Source organism: Rhodanobacter sp. Root627 (genome assembly GCF_001427835.1).
Classification (GTDB): domain Bacteria; phylum Pseudomonadota; class Gammaproteobacteria; order Xanthomonadales; family Rhodanobacteraceae; genus Rhodanobacter; species Rhodanobacter ginsenosidimutans.
This window is the reverse complement of the sequence record NZ_LMGW01000001.1, coordinates 1,105,139-1,128,383: the sequence shown is the minus strand read 5'-3', so window position 1 is coordinate 1,128,383 and position 23,245 is coordinate 1,105,139. Positions and strand designations below refer to the sequence as shown.

General features: G+C 66.3%; 14 protein-coding genes. 3 read left to right on the top strand and 11 right to left on the bottom strand.

All coding sequences use genetic code 11. The features are described from left to right. Nucleotides 1-14 precede the first annotated feature (14 nt). The 3 genes from ASD68_RS05250 to ASD68_RS05240 form a co-directional block, all read right to left on the bottom strand. The gene (locus tag ASD68_RS05250; protein ID WP_056604222.1) at nucleotides 15-2,390 is read right to left on the bottom strand and encodes a glycoside hydrolase family 95 protein; all 2,376 of its coding nucleotides are present in this window, start codon (nucleotides 2,388-2,390) and stop codon (nucleotides 15-17) included. 169 nt (nucleotides 2,391-2,559) lie between these two features. Then, a complete protein-coding gene (locus ASD68_RS05245; protein WP_162247405.1) occupies nucleotides 2,560-4,659 on the bottom strand; it encodes a M48 family metallopeptidase in 2,100 nt (699 codons plus the stop codon). A 220-nt stretch (nucleotides 4,660-4,879) separates the two neighbouring features. Beyond that, a complete protein-coding gene (locus ASD68_RS05240) occupies nucleotides 4,880-5,989 on the bottom strand; it encodes a sensor domain-containing diguanylate cyclase (protein WP_235578671.1) in 1,110 nt (369 codons plus the stop codon). 236 nt (nucleotides 5,990-6,225) lie between these two features. Here ASD68_RS05240 and ASD68_RS05235 point away from each other — a divergent pair, with 236 nt between their 5' ends. Continuing rightward, the gene (locus ASD68_RS05235) at nucleotides 6,226-8,709 is read left to right on the top strand and encodes a glycoside hydrolase family 9 protein (protein WP_056604213.1); all 2,484 of its coding nucleotides are present in this window, start codon (nucleotides 6,226-6,228) and stop codon (nucleotides 8,707-8,709) included. Between the two features lie 37 nt (nucleotides 8,710-8,746). Here the strand turns inward: ASD68_RS05235 and ASD68_RS05230 are convergent, their stop codons facing one another. The 7 genes from ASD68_RS05230 to ASD68_RS05195 all read right to left on the bottom strand — a co-directional run bounded on the left by ASD68_RS05230 (nucleotide 8,747) and on the right by ASD68_RS05195 (nucleotide 15,064). Next, nucleotides 8,747-9,766, bottom strand: coding sequence for a GGDEF domain-containing protein (locus ASD68_RS05230; RefSeq protein ID WP_056604210.1), 1,020 nt, complete (start codon nucleotides 9,764-9,766; stop codon nucleotides 8,747-8,749). Nucleotides 9,767-10,000: 234 nt separating this feature from the next. After that, on the bottom strand, nucleotides 10,001-10,678 hold the full coding sequence (locus ASD68_RS05225; protein ID WP_156458339.1) for a glycosyltransferase family A protein: 678 nt from the start codon (nucleotides 10,676-10,678) through the stop codon (nucleotides 10,001-10,003). Nucleotides 10,679-10,849: 171 nt separating this feature from the next. Continuing rightward, nucleotides 10,850-11,542, bottom strand: coding sequence for a peptide-methionine (S)-S-oxide reductase MsrA (gene msrA / locus ASD68_RS05215; RefSeq protein ID WP_056604204.1), 693 nt, complete (start codon nucleotides 11,540-11,542; stop codon nucleotides 10,850-10,852). Between the two features lies 1 nt (nucleotide 11,543). Then, nucleotides 11,544-12,068: a peptide-methionine (R)-S-oxide reductase MsrB gene (gene msrB / locus ASD68_RS05210; protein ID WP_056604201.1), complete on the bottom strand. Its 525-nt coding sequence runs from the start codon at nucleotides 12,066-12,068 to the stop codon at nucleotides 11,544-11,546. A gap of 93 nt (nucleotides 12,069-12,161) precedes the next feature. After that, entirely contained in the window at nucleotides 12,162-13,460 is a 1,299-nt protein-coding gene (locus tag ASD68_RS05205) for an MFS transporter (RefSeq protein WP_235578641.1), read from the bottom strand. A 183-nt stretch (nucleotides 13,461-13,643) separates the two neighbouring features. Continuing rightward, nucleotides 13,644-14,021 (bottom strand): hypothetical protein, encoded by a 378-nt coding sequence (locus ASD68_RS05200; protein ID WP_056604195.1) that lies wholly within the window; start codon nucleotides 14,019-14,021, stop codon nucleotides 13,644-13,646. Nucleotides 14,022-14,032: 11 nt separating this feature from the next. Further along, complete coding sequence (locus tag ASD68_RS05195) at nucleotides 14,033-15,064, bottom strand: NADP-dependent oxidoreductase (protein ID WP_056604192.1); 1,032 nt, start codon at nucleotides 15,062-15,064, stop codon at nucleotides 14,033-14,035. Nucleotides 15,065-15,138: 74 nt separating this feature from the next. On the opposite strand from ASD68_RS05195, the gene ASD68_RS05190 reads away from it, so the two are divergent. After that, entirely contained in the window at nucleotides 15,139-15,747 is a 609-nt protein-coding gene (locus ASD68_RS05190) for a TetR/AcrR family transcriptional regulator (protein ID WP_056604188.1), read from the top strand. A gap of 25 nt (nucleotides 15,748-15,772) precedes the next feature. Here the strand turns inward: ASD68_RS05190 and ASD68_RS05185 are convergent, their stop codons facing one another. Further along, entirely contained in the window at nucleotides 15,773-16,966 is a 1,194-nt protein-coding gene (locus tag ASD68_RS05185) for a PLP-dependent aminotransferase family protein (protein WP_056604184.1), read from the bottom strand. A gap of 262 nt (nucleotides 16,967-17,228) precedes the next feature. On the opposite strand from ASD68_RS05185, the gene ASD68_RS05180 reads away from it, so the two are divergent. Next, entirely contained in the window at nucleotides 17,229-23,234 is a 6,006-nt protein-coding gene (locus ASD68_RS05180; protein WP_056604181.1) for an MG2 domain-containing protein, read from the top strand. Nucleotides 23,235-23,245: the final 11 nt, after the last annotated feature.

Below are 23,245 nucleotides of genomic sequence, written 5' to 3'. Positions count from 1 at the left end.
GACCTTCCCTGGTGTCAGTCCGCCATAGTGGGTTGCCGCTCATTTGCCGAGGGCATCAGCCTCGCAGCGTTTACGATGAGCGGCTTGCCCGGCTCAAGCGCCACGACCACATCGTGATGCTGGTAGCGAAGGTGAACCGAGGTGGCGGCCTTGCTCAGCAAGCGCACTTCGGTAGGCGCTCCATCCCGCCAGGTGATGCCAACGCGCAAGCCACCGCGGGCGCGCAGGCCGTCGACTTCGCCGTCCTGCCATCGGCTCGGCAGGGCCGGAAGCACGGTGACCTCGCCGATACGGCTTTGCATCAGCATCTCCGCGATCGCCGCCGTGCCGCCGAAGTTGCCGTCGATCTGGAACGGTGGGTGGTTGTCGAACATGTTGGGCAGCGTGTTTTCGGCGATCAGATCGCGCAGCAGCTTGTAGGCGTGGTCACCATCGGCGAGCCGTGCCCACAACGCGATTTTCCAGGCCCGCGACCAGCCGGTGCCGCCATCGCCGCGCAGCTCCAGCGATCGTTTCGCGGCCTTGGCCAGCGCTGGCGTCTTGTCCGGCGAAATCGCGTGGCCCGGATAGAGTGCGTAGAGGTGGGAAACGTGCCGATGGTCCGGCTCGGTTTCGGGATAGTCCTCGATCCATTCCTGCAGTTGCCCCTTGCTGCCGATTTGCAGCGGAGGCAGGCGTTTCTGGGCGGCATCGATGCGGGATACGAGCGCCGCATCGACACCCAGATGGCGGGCGGCGGCGCGCACGTGGTTGAAGAGATCGTTGATCAATTCAATGTCCATCGTGGGGGCGTAGGTCAGGCCCACAGGTTTTCCGTCGAGCAGGTAGCGGTTCTCCGGCGACGTGGAGGGGTTGGTTACCAGCTTGCCGGCGACCGGCGAACCTGCCGGCGCTTCCACCAGGAAATCCAGCACAAACTCCGCCGCACCCTTCATGGCGGGGTAGGCACGATGGCGCAGGAAAGTCTCGTCGCCGCTGAAGGTGTAGTGGTCCCACATCTGGTTGGATAGCCAGACCCCGCCCATCGGCCACAGGCCCCACGGCCCGTCGACGGGCGCGGTGGCGCGCCACAGGTCGCTGTTGTGGTGAAGCACCCAGCCGCGCGCGCCGTAGTAGCGCTGCGCCGTTTTCGCGCCGGCCACCTGCAGGTCGTCGATCAGATCCCACAGCGGCGTCTGGGTTTCCCAGAGGTCGCCCGTCTCGGCCGGCCAGTAGTTCATTTCCAGATTGATGTTGGTGGTCCACTTGCTGCCCCAGGGCGGCAACAGGTCCTGGTTCCAGATGCCCTGCAGATTGGCTGCCTGGCCACCCGCACGCGAGGAGGCAATCAGCAGGTAGCGCCCGTACTGGTAATACAGCGCCACCAGCGACGGATCGTCATGGGTCTTGAAGTCGCGAATGCGCTGGTCCGTCGCCACTGTGTCGTCGGAAGTGTCGTTGCCGAGGCGCAAATGCACGCGGTTGAAGAGCGCGTGATAGTCGGCCAGGTGGGCGTTCTTCAGTGACTCGTAGCTGTGCTGCGCGGCCGTGGCCAGCGGTGCGCGAGCCGCCGCCATGGCGGCGCCACTGATATCGCGATACGACTTGAAACTGGTGGCCCCGCTGAACACGAGGGTGACGGCGTCGGCGCCGCGCACTTCCAGGTGGTCACCGGCCTGGCGGATGCTGCCGCCTTCGGCCTTGATGACGAGCCGTCCCGCATAGCTCATCCCGGGCTTTGACCACGAGCCTGTCCACGACGATGCCGGGTTGGCGCGCGGCTCGATCTGCCCGGTCAGCTCGATGGTCCCCTTGCCCACCAGCGCGACCTTGGCGCCGGGTTGGGGCGAGGTCAGCGCGACGGTGAAGTTCTGTTCGGCCGGCCGGTCGGCGCTGAGGCGCATCACCAGCACCCGGTCGGGGTAGGAGATGAAGGTCTCGCGACGAAAATGCACGCCATCGACCGCATAGGAAACGGTGCTGATCGCATCGTCCAGCCGCAGCTCCCTTCGGTAATCGCTCACCGTGCCCTTGTTCTCGACATGCAGCCGCAGATCGCCAAACGGCTGGAACGGCATCAGCAATTTCGGATCACCCATGAAGCCCGCGCTGAGCGTCTCGGCCTGCGCCACCTTGCCCGAGAAAATGAGCTTCTGTATCTGCTTCAGCTGCGCTGCGGCGCCGGGCGCGAGGTAGTCGTTCGGCACACCGCCCCACAGCGTGCCCAGGTTGAGCTGGACGCGTTCGTCCGGCACGCCGCCGAACACCATGGCACCCATGAGGCCATTGCCCAGCGGCAGCGCTTCATTCCACTGACTGGCCGGCTTGTCGTACACAAGGGCGGCGCTGCTGGCGCGTGCCTGGGAAGCCATGAACAAGGCGGCGAATGCAGTAAGCAGGGCCCACATCATGCGACGAGCGATGCCTTCAGGCCTGGTTGTCTGGGGGTGTTCGGCTGACGGATGCAATGCGTTGCCCTCTTCGGAAAGGGTTGAGTATCGGGGAATACCCGATCTCTTGTGGTTTCCTGCGCAGCAGGTGTACGCCGTTTGGGGATGCTCGGGCCAGACGGGGTTCCGGTCAAATGGACAACGGCGAAGCCCCGTGCGTACAGACATCGGACTCTTCCGCCGAGAATGATGCTTGGGGCCCGTGACCACTCAGGTCGCCCTCAGTCGCCAGAAACGGCGGCAGTGGGCAATGCAGACAGGCGCAGATCAGTCGCAACAGCTCCGCTTCCTCCAGGGTGACGCGCTGGTCGGCGAGCACGGCGATGGCAAGGCCCTCGATCGCGAGCTCCTTGTCGATGGGGCGCAGCGCATCGAGGCGTTGCAGCAGCGCGTCCAGAGAGGTTTGCCAGGCGGGTGGCACGGCGTATGCGAGGCCGTGATCGGGCAGGGCGCTGTCCATGGCCTGCTGCCAGATGTGACGCGCGGCATTGCCGTCGACACCGCCGCGGCCGGCGAGAATCGCGCACAGCGTGGCGAAATCGGCGCGTCGGTCGAACAACCGCGCCGGTCCGGCGATGCGGGCGCGCGCCGGTTGCGCGGCTTCGTCCAGGTACAGGCGAACCAGACGCACCAGGCAGAATTCGTAGAGGTCGATGCGGCCGTCGGCATGGATCAGTGCATCCAGCGCTTGCAACAGCATCTGCCCCTGCGCGTGCGGCATGCGGCGCAAGCGTGGCAAGGCGAGCTGCAGCAGGGGCAGACGCGCTTTTGGCGTCAACCGGGTGCCGGCATCGAGCGGGGTGTCGACTTGTGCGCGGAATGTTGCGCCCAGGTGGTGCTCGATGTGATCGAGCTGGGTGGTCCGCCACGCCCGGTCCGCGTCGACGGCCAGGCTCAGTATCAGGGCCGGCGCGTCATCGGTGTTGGCGGCTGCGTCATGGAGCCGGCGGGGTACGGACTGCAATAAATGGTTGGCCGTATGGATGGCCGTTTCGATAGTCTGGCCAATGCTGGTCGTCAGTGCTCTCGGTGTCGCGGTACCCGGCGTTTGTGCGACGCGTGTGGTGGCGCGGTTGCCTTCGTGGGCCGTTGCCATCGCCGGAGCGAAACCGGCAAGGGAGACGTGACGGGCGTCCGCGTCTGCCGTCCGTACCGTTGTCTGCCAATCGCGCGCGATGCGTGCGATGTCCTGCTCGCGGTAGGGCATGCCGAGCGCGCGGATGCGCACGGGCACGGTCGGGTGCGTCGCCAGCAGTCGTGACCAGCGGCCGCCTTCGCCGAACAGCATGTGCGCCACCTCGCTGCTGTCGAACCCGTGCAATGCGGAGCCTGCGCTGAGCGCCTGGATCTTGCGCAACGCACCCACCAGGCCCAGTTGCTGGCGGGTGAACTGCACCGCGGCCGCGTCGGCCAGGAACTCACGCGAGCGCGAAACCGCCGCCTGCAGCACGCGGCCGGCGAGGTGGCCGATGGAGCCCACGCACAACAGGATGAAGCCGATGCTGTATTGCCCCAGCATGTAGAAGGTCGGGTCTTTCCTGCCGCTGCTGAAGTCGCCGTAGATCATCGAGCGCCCCGTGGTTGCCAGGAACATCACCCCGGCAAGCAGGCCGATCAGGCGGATATTGAGCCGCATGTCGCCATGCACGATGTGGCTGAACTCGTGCGCGATCACGCCCTGCAGCTCGTCACGCGTGAGCTTTTCCAGACAGCCATAGGTGACGCAGATCGCGGCATCGGTGGTGCCGTGGCCGGCGGCAAAGGCATTGATGCCATCCTCGTGCGCAAGCAGATAGACGTCGGGTGGAGGGATCGAGCTGGCGATCGCCATTTCCTGCACGATGTTGATGAGCCGGCGGTGTACCGGGTCGATGGTGCCCGGATCGATTGCGCGTGCACCGATCCACTCCATGACGACGGCGCCGCCCTGACCCAGCTCGCGCATGCGCACCCACGACACCCATGCCATGGCGACGGTGGCGGTGACCGCGATGCCGACCATGGTGGATGTGGCCGGCCACGGCGAGTAGCCAGCATAGGCCAGCCCGAAGTAATGCATGAACGCGTACTTGCCCAGCGCCAGCGCGGCAACCAGCACGGCAACCACCGATGCCACGGCCAGCAGGAACAGCACCAGCATGCGCCGCGTGGCGCGCCGCGCATCGTCCTGACGACCGAAAAAATCCGTGGGAGAGCGGCCGTCGGGTGGCCGTTCGCCTTGTTCAAACATGCTGTTTCCCCCCGCGACGTTGCCTCGCGTGACGAGTCTAGCGGCTCGCCAGCACGGAATCATGGCGATGGCCGTAGCGTGGGCCGGCGTCGCTGGATCCCTTGGTTTGGACAGTCCCCGAGGGCGAGAACCGCGGGCTCGCCGGAACGGCCGACAACCGTGCGCGACGTTCGCTTCCACTCAAGTGGCAGGGGTGCGTCGCGGCTTTCACCGCGTTGGATCAATCGGCGAGAACGTACCGGTCCCGCCCGGTGCGCTTGGCTTCATACAGGGCGACGTCCGCGCGCGACAACAATTGATCCACGGTCTCCGTCGGGCGGTGCTGGGCGATGCCGGCGGAGAAGGTGATATGCCGCGTCGGGTGACAGCCGGTGCGGATCGAGCTGCCGATCCGCTCGATTACGCGGGATACGTTGTTGAGGCCGCCAGGCATCATCAACACGAACTCCTCGCCGCCCCAGCGTGCCAGTACGTCGGCGTTGCGCAACTCCGCGGTGGCGCGCCGCGCAAACGACTTCAATACTTCGTCGCCGGCGGCGTGCCCCAGATCGTCGTTGACCGCCTTGAAATAATCGATGTCCAGGACCGCGATGCAGAACGGTGTGACCCCGCCAGCCGAGAAAGCCACGCTGCGATCCAGCAGGAAACGCATCGAGCGGCGGTTGGGGATGCCGGTAAGTTCGTCGCTGACGGCCAGCCGCTCCACCTCCGACAATGCGTGCGACAGCGCCTCGCGTTGCTCGTGCAGCTTCCGGCGCAGTGCGGAGAGGCGCGCGGCGATCACGGCAATGGCCGGCAACACCACAATCAGCATCAGCACGTTGTTGATATCCACGCGCAGCGGTGCCACCTCGCCTTGCGCCGGGACCCAGTGCGGATAAAGCTCGCGCACCACGATCGCCACGACGAGGCTGGTGACGGCCAGCAACGTCACGAAGGCGATCTGGCGCCAGCGCAGCGTGAACGCGCAGAACGCGAAGACCACCATGATCGGAAACAATGCCGACGTCCGCATCGGGCCGCAAATCAGATAGCCCCAATTGACGGCGAGCACACCCATCGAGAGCTGCCAGACTGCCAATGAAGGGTCGCGGAAGCGCTCGGTCCAGCCACTGCGCAGCGCCGCATAGCCCGAAGCGAGCACGACGACCACGAAGCCCAGCCAGAGCGCCAGGGCGGAAGTGTTCATCCAGCCCTGGCCCACGCCGGTGGTCAACAATGTGGCGGCACCGATGTAGACCGCGCTCGCAATCAACCACTGGACAAGCCGCACCCGCCGCCGAGGGTCCCGGCTGGCCAGGACGTCAATGATTTTTGGCCACACACTCATCAAGCAACCACGTCTGCCAACCTGGCACCTGTTTCGGATGCCTTGACCGTCTTAGCGGCCGCCGCGCGCAAATATTTAAGGAATTGGCGCGGCGGCCAGAGCCCGGGCCGGTGGGGAGGCGTATCCGGCGGAGATGCGAACGGCCGGCCTCGACTTGCGGCAAAGCCATGGCGTCGGCTAGCTTCCCCGGATCGCAATGAGGCCGTGGCTACGGTCCGTGCCTGGGGGATACTTTCATGAAACGCACGCTCTCAATGACCATCGGTCTGCTGCTCGCGCTGGCTGCGGCAGGCGCCAGCGCGGCGCAGGCCGAGCCGCAGCTGAAGCTCAACGACAAGGGCTATTTCGAGGCGCCGGGGCTGAACGTCACGGTGTTTGCCGACATCTATCCCGACGGCCACCAGACAGGCGTGACGGTGATTCAGCACGGCACGCGCGTGGCGGCCAATGGCGACCTGCGGCTTGAGCCGTCGCCGGGGCAGTGGTCGCCGATGCCGGCGGGCGATGGCGAACCGGTGGTCGACGCGGCGGCGCAGACCGTCACCCAGACGCTGCACTATCCCGACGAGACGAAGAACCGCAAGGGCTTCAACCCGATCGAGTACCCCGACCTCCATTTCAGCTACCACGTCAGCGTGACGCCGATGGACGGCGATGCGTTCAAGGTCAGCGTCGACCTGGACAAGCCGCTGCCGGCGGAGTGGGAAGGCAAGGTCGGTTTCAATTTCGAGCTGTTTCCCACCGACCTGTTCGGCAAGAGCTGGTTGATGGATCAGGTGTCGGGCATCTTTCCGCGCCAGGCGGATGGCCCCATCAGTGACGACCATGGCCAGCTGATTTCCGCCCCGATGGCCGAAGGAAAAACCCTGGTGGTGGCGCCGGAAAGCAAGCTGCAACGGCTGAAGATCGAGAGCCGCACGGGTCGGCTCGAACTGCTCGACGGGCGCGGCAACCAGAACAACGGCTGGTACATCGTGCGTGAGATCACGCGCCCGGGCGCCACGAAGAATGCGGTGTCGTGGATCATCACGCCGAACGTCGATCCGGACTGGCGCGGTGCGCCGGTGGTGCAGGTGTCGCAGGTCGGCTATCGACCCGGTCAGGCCAAGACCGTGGTGATCGAGCAGGACAAGCGCGACGACAAGGCCGATGCGCTGATCCTCTACAAGATGACCGCCGGCGGCCCTCAGCAGGTGGCCAGCTTCAGGCCCAAGCCGTGGGGCCATTTCCTGCGCTACAACTACCTGACCGCCGATCTCGGCGCGGTGACCACGCCCGGCATGTACCAGCTGTCCTATCGCGGGCAGAAGACGCACGTTTTCCGCATTGCCGACGATGTCTACGATCGCGGCGTGTGGCAGCCCACGCTCGAATATTTCCTGCCGGTGCAGATGTGCCACATGCTGGTGAAGGAGAACTACCGTACCTGGCACGGGCTCGATCATCAGGACGACGCGCGCATGGCGCAGGTCGGCGTGCACTTCGACGGCTATGCGCAGGGGCCGGACACGCTGACCCGCTACAAGCCCGGCGACCGCGTGCCGGGCCTGACCTCGGGTGGCTGGCACGATGCCGGCGATTACGACCTGCGCGTCGAGAGCCAGATGGGCACGGTATGGCTGCTGGCCAAGATGGTGGAGGAGTTCGGCCTCGACTACGACGCCACCAGCATCGACGAGACGAAGAAGGTGGCCCACATCCACCGGCCGGACGGCGTCAACGACGCGATCCAGCAGATGGAGCATGGCCTGCTCAGTGTGCTCGGCGGCTACAAGGTGCTGGGCCGCACCTATCGCGGCATCATCGAGCCGACGCTGGAGCAATACGTGCTGCTCGGCGATGTCTCCACCCAGACGGACGGGCTCGATTACGATCCCGCGCTCAAGCCGGGCCAGAAGACCGCGACGACCTCGTCCATTCCAGACGATCGCTGGGTATTCACCGAGGACAACCCCGATCGCGAACTCACCACGGCGGCGCAACTCGCGACCGCCGCACGGGTGCTGAAGGCGGTGAACCCGGCGATGGCGAAGCAGTCGCTCGATGCCGCGCTCGACCTCTACCGCCACGCCATCGACCGCGCCGACGACCTTGGCGCCAAGGTATTCGCGCTGTCGGAACTGGCGAAAACCACGGCCGACGCGGCGTACGTGCAACGCCTGATCGCGATGAAGCCGCAGATCGTCGCGCACATCGACAAGACCGGCGCCATGCTGGCCGAAGCGATGCCGCTGATCCACGACCAGGCCTTCATCGACGAGGTCGGTGCGGCGGTGAAAACCTATCAGGCCAAGCTCACCGCGGACGCCACCAAGACACCGTACGGCGTGCCGTATGTGCCGTACATTTGGGGTGCTGGCTGGGACATCCAGAAGTTCGGCGTCAGCCAGTATTTCTTCCGCAAGGCGTGGCCGCAGTTCACGCCGGACACGCTGCAGATGGAGGCGCTCAACTTCGTGCTCGGCGTGCATCCGGGCGACAACCCCGAGTCGTTCGCCTCCGGTGTGGGGGCGCTGTCCGCCACGGTGGCCTACGGCGGCAACCGCGCCGACTGGAGCTACATCCCCGGCGGCGTGATCTCCGGCACGGCCCTGATTCGACCCGACCTGCCGGAGCTGAAAATCTGGCCCTACTTCTGGCAGCAGCGCGAATACGTGCTGGGCGGCGGCGCCACCAATTTCATGTTCCTGGCGCTGGCGGCGCAGCACGAGGGGAAGTAGGCGGGAGGGGAAAGTGGCGGCATCCTGCGTTCATCGATCACGATGACACCATGTTGCCACCCAGCTTCTTGGCCCGGTAGAGCGCCTTGTCCACCCGCTGAAAAATGGTGTCGGTGGTGTCGCCATCCAGCACTCGCGTGATGCCTACAGATGCGCTCACCAGCGACACGGGTTCGATCGACAATTCAGTGATGGATTTTCGCAACCGCTCGGCCAGTGCGTGCAGGGCAGTGGCATCGACATCCGGCACGACGACGAGGAACTCCTCGCCGCCCCAACGGGCCAGGCATTCGTTCTTGCGCAGCAGCTCCTGACATCGCTGCGCCACCTGCTGCAAGACGCGATCGCCAACCGGATGGCCGTAGGTGTCGTTGATCGCCTTGAAGTGATCCATGTCGAACATGATCACGCCTGCCGGGATCTGCCGGGTGAGCAGGTCTCGCAGTACCAGTTCGCAGAAGCGGCGGTTGTAGATGCGGGTCAGCGGATCCCGGTTGACCATGGCTTCCATGTGGGCCTGCTCCGAGACCAGGTGCTGGATCCTTCTGGTCAGTTTGCGCTGCACCGGCAGCAGCACCAGCAGCAGCACGAAGACTGGCCCATAGCTCATCAACAGGTCGGCGCCTCGCGGCGTGCGTATTTCCTGGGGATGGGTAAACAGGTAGACCAGCACCGGCAAGGCCACCAGCAGCCAGCCGGCCACGACGATCGTCACGCCATCGCGGGTCGGCAGGTAGATCATTGCCGTCACCATCAGCACCAGCAGCAGCGAGCCGATCGGCGGATAGATGTCGATCAACCGTAGTCCCGGCGTCTGCGTGGCCTGCCAGGTGTAGAACCACGCTGGCGCGACAAGTGCGGCCAGCGCGGCCGCCAACGCGACGCGCATGATGAGACCAAGGCGATGCGGCCAGCGCACAAGCATGATCAGCAGGACAAGAAAGAAGACGCACGTGAGCGGCGGGATCACCATGTCCATCGGCCGGTGCACGGGCCCGAGCCAGGCGAGCGCGGTGGCTGCAGCGCCGGCAAGCGATGTCAGCGACAAGGTGATCATGCTTGCGCCGTGAAGGAGACGATCGCGGGAAACGGATGGCGCCATGTGGGGAGAATCCTCGGCCAGTCGATGAGTGTAGCCGAGGCCGATTTGCGTGCGGGCAGGGCGCGTGCCGTGATGGTTGCGGCCACTCCGCCATCGCGAACTGGGGTGTCGGCGTGGTTGCCCGCCGCCGCAAGTGCATCGATTCTGGCTGCGGGATGGCGGCTGTCCGGCCGAGCGCCAGGGGCGCGCTCAGCCCGCGACGGTTTCGGCCACCACATGCTGCCAGGAAGGCCGGGTCTGCCGCGCGTGATGACCGGTGATGCTGTCGGTGTGATCGCGGTGGTAGACGTAGGTGCGATGGGTCAGCCAGGCGGTTCGTGTGCCCATGATCCGCAGTTGCGTCATCAGTGCGGCGTCTTCGGCGTAACTAGTATCGGGAAAGCCGCCGGCGCGCAGGATCGCCTCGCGCCGGACGGTGATCATGCCCACGCCGATGCAGCGATCGACATGGATCATCTCGCCGGGATGCATACAGCTCGGCACGAAGGGATTGCCGACGATGCGCATCGGCGACAACCACAGCTCGGTATCGGGTTGCGCGGCGATGGCCTCGCGGCGCAGGGCAAGGTGATCGGGCAGCAGTTCGTCATCGCTGTCCAGGAACACGATCCACTTGCCGCGCGCGTGGCGCAGCAGCGCATTGCGGCTTGCCGCCGGCCCACGGTTGGCGTGTCGCCAGCAGCGCACGCGGCCGTCGCGGCGCGTCCAGTCGCACAGCGACGCCCATGTGCCGTCGGACGAGCCGTCGTCGGCAATCAGCAGCTCCCACGATGACTCCTGCTGCGCCAGCACCGACGCCAGCGCGCGGTCGAGCCATGCGACGCGGTTCCAGGTGGGCATGACGATGGAGAAGAACGGTGTCGACATGAAGCTCGGCTGGCTTTTCGGGAGAGGCTCGCGGACGAGTCCGGTCGCCACGATCACGTGCGCCCGCGCGGTTGCGCGGGGCCATGGCACGGATCGGATGAAGCAGGGGCGCAAAAGGTTCCCGGGCTGTGAAGCCTGGCAAGCGCATGCGCGGTGCGTGGCCCGCGTCAGCTAACCGGCATTGCCCCAGATCTGCTGCAGGCGCTGGTCCCGGCCGCAGCCGTAGCGGTAGTACTTGTAGCGCAGCGGATTTTTCCGGTAATAAGCCTGGTGGTATTCCTCGGCCGGGTAGAAGGTTGCGGCCGGTTCGATGCGGGTGGCGATGGGGCGCTTGAAGCGTGGGTCGGCCTGTATCGCGCGCAGGCTGGCCTCGGCCTCGCTGTGTTGCTGCGGTCCGATCGGGAATATCGCGCTGCGGTACTGGTCACCGACGTCGCAGAACTGCCGGTTCACCGCCACCGGATCGATGTTGTGCCAGAACACGTCCAGCAGCTTCGGGTAGCTGACCTTGCGCGGGTCGTAGGTCACCCGCACCGCCTCGGCATGGCCGGTGCCGCCGGCGGATACCTGCCGGTAAGTTGGCCGGGATGTGTGGCCGCCGGTGTAGCCGGCTTCGGTGGAAATCACCCCGGGGAGTTTGTCGTAGGGCGGCTGCATGCACCAGAAGCAACCGCCCGCGAACACGGCTACGGCCGTGCCACCCGAGGTCCGTGCCGCTGACGGGGCGTCGACCGTTCTGGATGACGGGCTGGTAGCGCCCGCGCCGGAGGGCGCGCACGCGGCCAGTACGATCAGCATCGGCAGGCTCGCCAACGCCCGCAGCCATGAAGGATGCCGCAGCGCGGCCAGGGCATGCATGCTCATGTCAGCCTCTCAGCGCGGGCAGCGGCTGACCTTCCGGCACGAAGCGCAACGCCAGCCCGTTGTTGCACCAGCGCGTGCCCAGCGGCGGCGGGCCGTCGTGGAAGATGTGCCCTTGATGACCGCCGCAGCGGGCGCAGTGGTATTCGGTGCGCGGAATCAGCAGCACGAAATCGCGCTTGGTCGCCGTACGCCCGGGCAGCGCCTGGGTGAAGCTGGGCCAGCCGGTACCGCTTTCGAACTTGTGCTCGCTGGCGAACAACGGCGACCAGCATGCCGCGCAGATAAAGGTGCCGGCACGCTTTTCCGCATTCAGCGGGCTGCTGCCGGAACGCTCGGTGTCTTCCTCGAACAACACCTTGAACGCCGCGGGGCTGACCTTGTCACGCCAGAAAGCCGGAGGCACGTCCAGCGCTTTTACCGTTGCCGTATCCGCGCCGGCGGGCGGGGCGACGGCACGCGCGCAAGCCGACAGCCAGGGCAGGGTTGCCGCGGCTCCGAGATATTTCAGGACACTGCGTCGTTTCATGGTTCAACTCCGGAAGACTGGCGTTGGTGGCCGTGGGTAGCTTGTGTCGAGCGGCAGCTCCGATGCGTGATGGCTCGTGCGGGTGGTTGTGCGCTAGCGCGTGCCGCCATCGGCCTGGTCGTCGCTCAACAAGCTATTCGTTGCCCGGTGCGTTTTCGTTACATGCCACCCCGGACGCGTCTCCGGCATGGTCAGGAAGGCCGGCAGCACGACAAGCGCCACCGCCGCGATCATGGCGCCGGGCACCGCGTTCCAGCCGGTTTGCTGGACCAGAAGCTCGGCGAGGAACGGCGTCAGGCCGCCGAAGATGGCTGTCGCCATGGTGACACCCAGGGCCAGGCCGCTGAGCCGGCCTTCGCCCGGAAACTGTTCGGCGGTGGCCGGCGCGCCCACGGCACTGACGCCGCCGGCAAGGCAGGCCAGCACGATCGCGCCGCCCGCTATCGCCAAGTCACCGCCGCCGCCCATCAGGCCGAACATCGCCAGCGGCAACAGCATGCTGGCGACGGCGAACGCGATCAGCACCGGCTTGCGACCGACCCGGTCGGACAGCGCGCCGGCCAATGGTGTGACGAGGATGACCGCCACGGCGGCGCCGCTCGACATCCACAGCGAACGGCCTTCGGCGAGGACGCCGGAGGAGGTCAGGAACGCCGGCACATAGGTGATGCCCACGTAATAGGTGATCGAGCCCAGCGCCGAGATGGCGAAGGTGCGCAGCAGCGCGGGTTTGTGGTGGGCGAGCGTGTGGCGCAGCGGCGCATCGGGCACGGTGTGCTGCCGCACCTGGCGCAGGAAATCCGGCGACTCCTGCATGGTGGATCGTGCAAACCACACGCAGCCGGCCAGCGCCGCGCCCACGAAGAACGGAATGCGCCAGCCCCAGGCGTCGAGATGGGCAGCGCTCATCAGCGCCACCGTCAGTGCGGACAGCGCCACCGCCAGCAGCGCCCCGATCTCACTGGCGGCGGACGCCAGCGAGGTGATCAGGCCGCGGCGATCCGGCCGCGCACCTTCCAGCAGATAGGCCACCACGCCGGTGTATTCGCCGCCCACCGAGAACGCCATGAGGCAACGCAGCAGGATCAGCAACACGCCCGCCGCCGGGCCGATCGCCGCGTAGTCGGGCAGCAGCGCCGTCGCCAGCATCGCCAGCGTCATCAACATCATCGACAGCAGCAAGGTGCGTCGCCGCCCGAGACGGTCGCCGATATGGCCGAACACCATCGCGCCGAACGGCCGCATCGCGTAGGAAATGGCGAACCCGCCCAGCGTCGCCAGCAGCGAGTTCTCGCCACCCCCGAAAAACACCCGCGACAGCACCGTGGCGAAATACAGGTACAGCGTGAAGTCGTACCACTCCACCACCGTCGACAGTGCCGCCACAATCATGGAGCTGCGCGAGACTTGGGGCGTGCTGTGCTTTTCGGGCCGGATCATGCAGGTGGGTGCGACGGGGACCAGGGCAGGAGTCGGAGCAGGCAGTCTATTGCGCATTGGCCGGCGAGGTGCGCTGCCCTGAAGGGCATGGTGAGGAACAGGGCGACGATGCAACGACGCCCGCATGCCATCGCTTCAAGTCGATCCAGGCATCTCCTGCTGCTGTTCGAGCAACAGCGTCGTCTCTTCGATGCGTGCGAAGCGCCCGTCCGGGTCCAGCGTCGCAAACACGTAGACCTCTTGCCGGATTCGCCCGCCGTCGCGCTCGAGCAGGTCGATGACATGGCGTTCGGCGTAGCGGTCGGCATCACCAAGTTCGTCGAGAACGGTGATCGTGGCGTGCGCGACCACGTCCCGGAAATGGTTGATGCGGGCGAGGAACGTGGCCCGGTCGTCCCATGTCCCGTTCGTGCGCTGGCGGAAGCCGGGACCGAAGTGCCGGTCGACCGCTTCAGCGGCCGTCAGCTGGCGGTTGTTGAGAAGGTCTTCGATGGCGTCTTTGAGGGTGGTCATGACGAGCTCCCTCAGCAGACCGTGAGCACGATCTTGCCCTGAATGTGCCCGTGGGCCGCCCGCTCGTGCGCCTTGCGCGCGTCCGCCAGGGCGAACGTGCTGTCGACCGCGACGCGTACCGTCCCGGCGTCGAGCAGCTCGCCGAGTTCCGCCAGTTGGGCGCCGCTTGAGCGGACTTGCGTTGCGGACACGGTGACGCCCAACTTGCCAGCCTCATCCGCACCGGCGAAGCCCAGCGGAAAGATCGGGAACAACGCGCCACCACGCTTGAGCGTGCGCAGAAAGCGCGCCGCGCCCGGTCCACCCACGGCGTCAACGACCAGGTCGACGTCGCGAACCACCTCCTCGGGCGCCGTCTTGGTGTAATCGATGAATTCGTTCGCGCCCAGATCGCGCACAAACGCTTCATGCCTGCCGGACGCCACGGCGATCACCCGCGCGCCTTTCCACCTGGCCAGTTGCACGGCGAAATGACCCACGCCGCCGGCGGCACCGTTGACCAGCACGGTCTTGCCCGCCAGCGGCACCGGCTGGTGCGCGTGCGGCTGAAGCGGGTTGGGCGCGTCGTGGCCCAGTTCGATCATGAACTGCCAGGCGGTGAGCAGGGACATCGGTGCGCCGGCGGCGTGCACGTGATCGATCCCGGCGGGCTTGCGGGCGACTTCCGCCGCGGGCACCGCGACATACTCGGCGTAGGCTTTGCTGTCCCCGGCAAGGCCTTCGGGAAAGCGGACCATCGAATACACCTCGTCACCGATGGCGAAATGGGCGACGTCATCGGCAACCGCGGCGACCACGCCTGACACATCCGTCCCCGGAATGATGGGCAAGGACATCGGCGGCCGCCATTCCGGTGGCAGGCTGGCGTATCCCTCGCGCAGATACCAGTCGGGTGGATTGACGCCCACCGCGTGCACGCGGATGAGCACTTCGCCAGGCTTCAGTCCGGGCAGCGGCGCGTCTTCGTAGTGCAATACCTCGGGGCCGCCGAATGTGTGCAGCCGAATGGCCTTCATTTTCGCCTTCATCGTGTTTGTCGACATTGCCTTATCCTCTATACTTAACGGAGCGGTGTTCCGATTATGCGGAGCACTGCTCCGGTTTTCAAGAGGAAGCCATGCGAGCCGATGCCAGGAAGAACTACGAGGACTTGCTCACCGTTGCGCGCGGCGTTGTCGTCGAGCAGGGCGCCGGTGCGTCGCTGCGCGACGTGGCGCGAAGGGCCGGCGTCGGGCTCGGCACGCTTTACCGGCACTTCCCCACGCGCGAATCGCTGCTTGAGGCCTTGTTGCGCGAAAGCTTCGATGACCTGACGACGAAGGCCATCGAACGCGAAACGTCAGCTTCGCCGGGCGACGCACTGGTGACGTGGCTGCGCGACGTGGTCACGCTGGCGAACGACTACCGCGACGTGGTGGCATCGATGGTCGCTGCCATCGATGACGAGGACTCGGCCCTCCATGCCTCGTGCGTCAGCATGAAGGCAGCCGGTGCGAGATTGCTCACCCTTGCGCAGGCAGCGGGTGTGGCGCGAACCGATATCGACGGCGCCGACCTGTTTGCGCTGGTGGCGGCGCTGGCGTGGCTGGGCGACCAGCCGGCGCTGGCACCGCGCGCCGATCACCTGTTTGGCGTCATCGCCGGGTCGTTGCTGGTGACTGGGGCTGGCGGAGATGCCAAGGTCAAGACCAGGGCGCGGGTTGCGGGCAGCAAGAGTCGCCGCTGAAAGCCACGCCGCAGGTCTTCCGCTCTTACATCCGTGCGGCGATCAGCTTGCCCAGAACGGCGATGCCATGGCGTATGCGTTCTGGCGGCACAGTGACGAACGACAGGCGCAGCGTGTTGGTTTCCGGCGCGTTCGCGTAGAACGGGGCGCCGGGCACGAACGCCACGTTTTCCTTGATCGCGGCGTCCAGCAGTTCCATCGCGTTGATGTGCGGCGGCAGCGTGGCCCAGATGAACATGCCGCCTTCGGGCTTGGTCCAGGTGGCGCTGGCGGGAAAGTGTTCGGCCATCGCGTCCAGCATCACCTGGCACTGGTTGCCGTACAGCTCGCGGATGGTGGGGATGTGGCGATCGAGGAAGCCGTCCTTCACCACCTCGTGCACCACCATCTGGGTGAGTTGCGCCGTGTGCAGGTCGGCCGCCTGCTTGGCCCGTTCCAGGACGCGCACCAGCGGCAACGGGGCGACGACATAGCCCAGCCGGATACCGGGCGTCAGCACTTTCGAGAACGAGCCCATGTAGATCACGCCGGCCGGGTTCATCGCCACCATCTTCGGCAGCGGGTTGCCCTTGTATGAGAGCGCGCCGTACGGATCATCCTCGATCAGCGGCAGGCCGAGGCCGGCGCAGGTTTCCACCAGCTCGACACGACGTGCGGTGGACAGCGTGCGGCCGGTCGGGTTCTGGAAATTGGGCAGCGCGTACAGCAGGCGCGCGCCGTCGGCGACGGCAGGGATCGATGAGGGCACCAGGCCGTGGTCGTCCGTCAGTACCGATTTGAATTCGGGGCGGTACACGGAGAACGCCTGCAGGGCACCCAGGTAGCTCGGCGTTTCCACCAGCACGCGGCTGCCTTCGTCGATCAGCACCTTGCTCAGCAGATCCAGCGCCTGCTGCGAGCCGGACACCATCAACACCTGTTCCGGCACGATCGTGGCGCCGTCCTTCGAAAGCATCTCGGCGATCCACTGGCGCAGCGGCAGGTAGCCGTCCGTCGGGCCGTACTGCAACGCAGTCTTGCCGGCCGTGGACAGCACTTTGTCGAAGGCCGCTTTCATCGCGTCCACCGGAAACGTGGCCGGCGAGGGCAGGCCGCCTGCGAACGAGATGATCTGCGGCTGCTGCGTGATCTTCAGGATTTCGCGAATGAACGAGCTTTGCAGTTGCCCGGCGCGCTCGGAAAAACGCCACGCGATGGGGCTGGGACTTTCGATGTTCATTCGGTGCTCTTCGGCGGCAGGGGCGTCGGGCGATTATCCAACAAGCGCGAACGGCGCGCGTTCATTGCGTCCCGTCTTGAGGCGGCTTGGCATAACCGGCCGCCCAAAAAACGGGTGGCTCGCCGTGCTGGCACCCACGGTTCGCGCCTTCCCGCCGATCGCCGCGCACGTCCCCACATTGGCCACAATCGCCGGTTACTATCCCCACCAGTGGTCACGCCCGTCCTGCCGGACGGCGCCTTCTGGATGATGGGGAAACACCATGGATTTGCTGAAATGGCTGCTGATGCTGCCCTGGCGTGTAATGCGCTGGCTGACCCGCATGCTTGGCGCCGGCCTGCGGCCCCTGCTGGGTGATGTCAGTTGGGGCGCGCCGGGCTGGATGCACGTGGTGCGGCGGCATCCGCGCCGTTCCGGCGGCGTTGCTCTGGCCTTCGTCGGGCTGGCGCTGGCTGGCTGGTTTGGCTGGCAGTGGTATCAGCATCGGCCGCGTCCGCAGCAGATGACATTCGAGGTGACGGCACCGGCCATCACCGATTACACCCAGGACACGCCGGTCATCCAGCCGCTGGTGGTGACGTTCTCCGGTTCGGCTGCACCGATCGAGCAAGTCGACAAGGCCGTCACCGACGGCATCGCCAGTAGCCCCGCGGTGAAGGGCCAATGGAAGTGGACGGACGACCGCACCCTCACGTTCACACCCGCGACCGATTGGCCGGTGGGGCAGAAGTACACGGTGCGCCTGGACGCGCCCAAACTGCTGGCGCCGCAGGTGCACCTGGCCGAGAGCCGCTTCGATTTCAGCACCGAGGCATTCACCGCCACCCTGGGCGAGGGCGAGTTCTACCAGGATCCGCAAAACGCCAGCGCCAAGCAGGTGATCCAGAAGCTGGACTTCAACTATCCGGTGGATCCGGCGCAACTGGAAAAACGCGTCAGCCTGTCGAACGCCGACGCGGACGGCAAGGCCACCACGCCGGTCAAGTTCAGCGTCACCTACGGCAAGGACAAGCTGCACGCGTGGATCCACTCGCAGCAACTGGCGTTGCCGCATGATCCGGGCCTGCTGCTGGTGAACGTGGATGACGGCGTCACCAGTTCGCGCGGCGGCGACGGCACGCGCGATGCCTTGCACGCGCGGGTGCGCATCCCCGGCCTCTACAGCCTCACCGTTGATGATGTCAGGCCGACCCTGGTCGACGATGACAAGAACGAACCGCAGCAAGTGCTGGTGCTGAATTTCACCGGCGCGGTGCGCACGGACGAGGTCGTTCCGCTGGTCCATGCGTGGGTGTTGCCGAACCGCAGGCCGGGTAGCTCCGACAACGGTGATGGCCGCACGTATCCGTGGGGTGTATCGCAAGTCGGCGCCGATGTGCTGCGGCAATCGCAGGCGTTGCCGCTCACCGCCACGCCGACGGAGGAGAACTACCAGGCGCTGCAGAGTTTTGGTTTCCACGCGCAGCCGGGCCAGCGCATCTACGTGCGGATCGACAAGGGGCTGAAGTCCTTTGGCGGCTATGTGCAGGGCCAGCCGGTGACGCGGGTGATCACCGTGCCGGAATATCCGCAATTGCTGCGTTTCGTCGGCACAGGCTCGTTGTTGTCGATGAGCGGCAGCAAGCGCCTTTCGGTGGTGTCGCGTAACCTGCCGGGCATGCGCCTGGTGGTGGGCCGCGTGCTGCCTGACCAGTTGCAGCATCTGGTCAGCCTCAATCAGGGCGACTACAGCCATCCTGAGCTGATGTACGGCTTCAGCGAGGATCAGATCGTCGAGCGCTACGTGGTCAAGCAGGCCTTGTCCGACGATGATCCGGCGAAGGCCAGCTACACCGGCGTGGATCTGGGCAAGTACCTGGCCGACGGCAAGCGCGGTGTCTTCCTGCTGCATTTGGGCGGCTACGATCCGGCGGTCGAGAAGCGTGCCGGGCGCGATGCGGCCCGCCGCTGCACGGCGGCAAAACAGCTGCTGGCGCCAGCGGCCGGTACGTCGGCGAACGCGCCGGCGTCAGCGGGCATTCCGGCCTGCGACCCCGTCGATGAAAGCGCCGGCAGCATGGGCGACGCGCCCACCGACAGCCGCCTGATCGTGGTTACCGACCTGGGCATGCTGGTGAAAAAAGCCGACGACGGCAGCCAGGATGTGTTCGTGCAATCCATCCACGGCGGCCAGCCGGTGGCGGGTGCCACGGTGGCGGTGGTGGCGGTGAACGGCAAAACCTTGCTGTCGCGCACGACCGGTGCCGACGGCATGGCGAGTTTCCCCAGCCTGGCGGGCTTCGATCACGACCGGCGGCCGGTGATGTATCTGGTCACCCAGGGCGCGGACATGTCGTTCCTGCCGATCGGTGCCAGCGGGCGGGAGCTGGATTACTCGCGCTTCGACGTGGGTGGCGCGGACAACGCGCCGAATCCGGGCCGCCTGTCCGCCCACCTGTTCTCCGACCGCGGCCTGTATCGACCGGGCGAGATGATGCACATCGGCCTGATCGTGCGCGCGGCCAGCTGGACGCGCAGCGTCGCCGGCATCCCGCTGCAGGCGGAGATCGTCGACCCGCGCGGCAATACGGTGAAACAGTTTCCGCTGGCGCTGGACCGCTCCGGTTTCGGCGAGCTGAGCTACACCACGGCCGACACCGCGGCCACCGGCGCGTGGACGGTGAACCTCTACATCATGCGTGATGGCCGCGCCAATACGCAGATCGGCAGCACCACGGTGCAGGTGAAGGAGTTCCTGCCCGATCGCATGAAGGTGCGCGCCAGCCTGTCGCAAACCGTCACGGAAGGCTGGGTGAAACCGGCGCAGTTGCAGGGTGTGGTGGACGCGCAGAACCTGTTCGGCACGCCCGCCGCCAACCGGCGCGTGGCGGTGTCGATGAGCCTGCAGCCGGCGTTCCCCGCATTCAAGAGCTGGTCGGGCTGGCATTTCTACGACATCCGCCGCGCCAAGCAGGGCTACCAGCAAGACCTGCAGGATCAGCAGACGGATGCCCAGGGCCATGCCGCGTTCGCGCTGGATCTTTCGCGCTACGAGGACGCGACGTATCAACTGCATCTGCTGGCCAAGGTCTACGAGGCGGACGGTGGCCGCGCCGTGGCCGCGGCGACCGGCTCGATGGTCTCCAACGACGACTGGCTGGTGGGCTACAAGAGCGTGGACAACCTCGATTATATCGATCGCGATGCGTTGCGCCGCGTGCGCCTGGTGGCGATTGACCCGCAGGCGAAGTCGATCGCGCTGCCGGGACTCACGGCGCAGCTGGTCGAGCGCAAATACGTATCGGTGCTGACCAAGCAGTATTCGGGCGTCTACAAGTACGAGTCGCGCCTGAAGGAAATCCCGCTGGAAAAGCGCCCGCTGACGATGGCCGCCGGCGGCATGGATTACACCTTGCCCACCGACAAGCCCGGCAACTACGCCCTGCTGATCCTGCGCGCCAATGACGGCAAGGAGGTCAACCGGGTCGAGTACTCGGTGGCCGGTGCGGCCAACCTGTCGCGCTCGCTGGAGCGCAATGCCGAGCTGCAACTGACCCTGGACAAGCGTGTCTACCAGCCGGGCGACACCATCGAGGTGGCCATCCATGCGCCCTACGTGGGCAGCGGCCTGATCACGCTGGAGCGCGACAAGGTCTACGCGCATGCCTGGTTCCGCACCGACACCACCAGTTCGGTGCAGCACATCACCATCCCCGCGGGTTTCGAGGGCAACGGCTACGTCAACGTGCAGTTCGTGCGCGATCCGTCGTCCGACGCCGTCTTCATGAGTCCGCTCAGTTACGGCGTGGCGCCGTTCCGTCTGAGCCGTGAGGCGCATCAGGACAAGCTGGACGTGGCGGTGCCGACGCTGATCAAGCCCGGCACCACCGCCACGTTCAAATTGCATGCGGACCAGCCGGCCAGGGTGGTGCTGTTTGCGGTGAACGAGGGCATCCTGCAGGTGGCGCGCTACGAGTTGGCCGACCCGCTGGAATACTTTTTCCGCAAGCGCATGCTGGGTGTGTCCACCGCGCAGATCCTCGACCTGATCCTGCCCGACTTCGAGAAGCTGATGTCGCTTTCGGCGGCGACCGGCGGCGACGCCGACGCGGCGATCGGGCGGCAGCTGAATCCGTTCAGCCGCAAGAAGAAGGCGCCGGTGGCGTACTGGTCCGGCATCGTCGATGTCGATGGCGACAGGGATTTCCACTACGCCGTGCCGGACGACTTCAACGGCACGTTGCGGGTGATGGCCGTGGCGGTGTCGCCCGACCGCATCGGCACCTGGCAGGGCACGACCACCGTGCGCGGCGATTTCGTGTTGTCGCCGAACGTGCCGACCACGCTGGCGCCGGGCGACGAGGCGGAAGTCAGCGTAGGCGTGGCCAACAACCTCACCGACATCGGCAAGCAGGCGGTGCCGGTGGCGGTCACGCTGAAGACGGGCGCGGGGCTGGCGGTGGTCGGCGCGGCTACGCAGAACATCGACCTGGCCTCGATGCGCGAAGGCGTGCTGTTGTTCCGGGTCAAGGCCACCGACACGCTGGGCTCGGCCGATCTCGCCTTCAGCGCCAGCCACGGTGCGCACTCGGCTCGCCAGACGGTCGACCTGTCGGTGCGACCGAATGTGCCGTATCGCACCTCGATTTCCACTACCCGGGTGAAGTCGGGCAGCCAGGTGGACGATGCGACGCTGCGTTCGCTGTACGCGCCGTATGCGCGACGCGACGCGGTGCTGTCGTCCTCGCCGGTGGTGCTGGCGCGCGGGCTCACCAGCTACCTGATCAATTACCCCAACTACTGCACCGAGCAGATCATCAGCTCGGCCATGCCGCGCCTGATCGTGGCCAACTGGGACGCGGCACCCGGGTTCGTGCAGGCGCTGCAACCGGCGTTCGAGGGCAAGCCGGTCAGCAACGCCAAGGCGCTGGGGGATTTCATCAGCACGCTGGAAACGCGCCAGAACGATGCCGGTGGCTTCGGCCTGTGGTCGGCCACGCCGACCTCGCTGCCGTTCGTCTCTGCCTACGCCATGAACTTCCTGCTGGAGGCACGCGAGCGTGGCGTGGCGGTACCGCAGAACGTGCTCGACAACGGCAATGCCTACCTGCGCGAACTGGCGGCGGACGACAGCCTCACCTCGCTGGCGCAACTGCGCGATCGCGCCTACGCGATCTACCTGTTGACCGTGCAGGGCAACGTCACCACCAACCAGATTGCCGCCGTGCAGCAGCGCCTGGAGGCGTTGTATGCGAAGCAATGGCGGAGCGACCTGGCTGCTGCCTGGCTGGCCGCGTCGTACAAGTTGCTGCAGCAGGACGATGAGGCCGACAAGCTGATCGCCGGGCCGATCAAGGTGCTGGAACGCGGCAAGCCGGACAGCGACAGCTTCGACTTCGCCGAGTACTACAGCCCCGCGGTGCGCGATGCCAGCGTGCTGTACATCGTGTCGCGGCAATTCCCGGCGCAGGCCAAGGCGCTGCCGCCGCAGGTGTTCGAGAACATCGCCTGGCCGCTGCAACGGAACGACTACAACACGCTGTCGTCGGCGATGACGATCCTGGCGCTGGACAGTTACGCCGGGATGGAGCCGGGCAACCTCGCCAAGCTTTCCATCGAGGCGGTCGGCGCGAATGGCGCGGCGACGTCCATCGGCAAGGCGCAAGGCCACCTTCTGCAGGCGCAAACGTGGGATGCGGCGACCGCCAAGCTGCGCTTCGTCAATCACAGTGCGCAGAGCGCGTGGGGCGTGCTGACCCAGAGCGGCTACGACCGACAGGCGCCGGTCAAGGCGATCAAGCAGGGCCTGGAAATCGTGCGCGATTACACCGACGACAAGGGACGGCCGCTGGACAAGATCACCGTGGGACAGGAGATCGACGTGCACGTGAAGGTTCGCGCCATCGGCGACGAGGAGCTGGACGACATCGCCGTGGTGGATCTGCTGCCCGGCGGCTTCGACCCCGTGCTGCGCACGCCGCCGCCGGCCACCACCGACACCCCGGAAGACGGCGAGTATGCCGACGACGACAGCGCGCAGGCGCAATGGACGTCGCCGCTGGGCCTGGACAGCTCCAGCTGGCATGCCGATCACGCCGACGTGCGCGAGGATCGGGTGGTGATCTACGGTTCGGTATCGTCGGACGTGCGCGAATTCGTGTACCGCATCCGCGCCACCAATGCGGGCAGCTTCCGGATTCCGCCGGCCTATGCCTCGGCCATGTACCGGCCCAGCGTGCAGGCCGAAGCGCCCGCCGCCGGCGTGCTGACCGTGGTGCGACCGAAGTGAGCTGAGGGCGC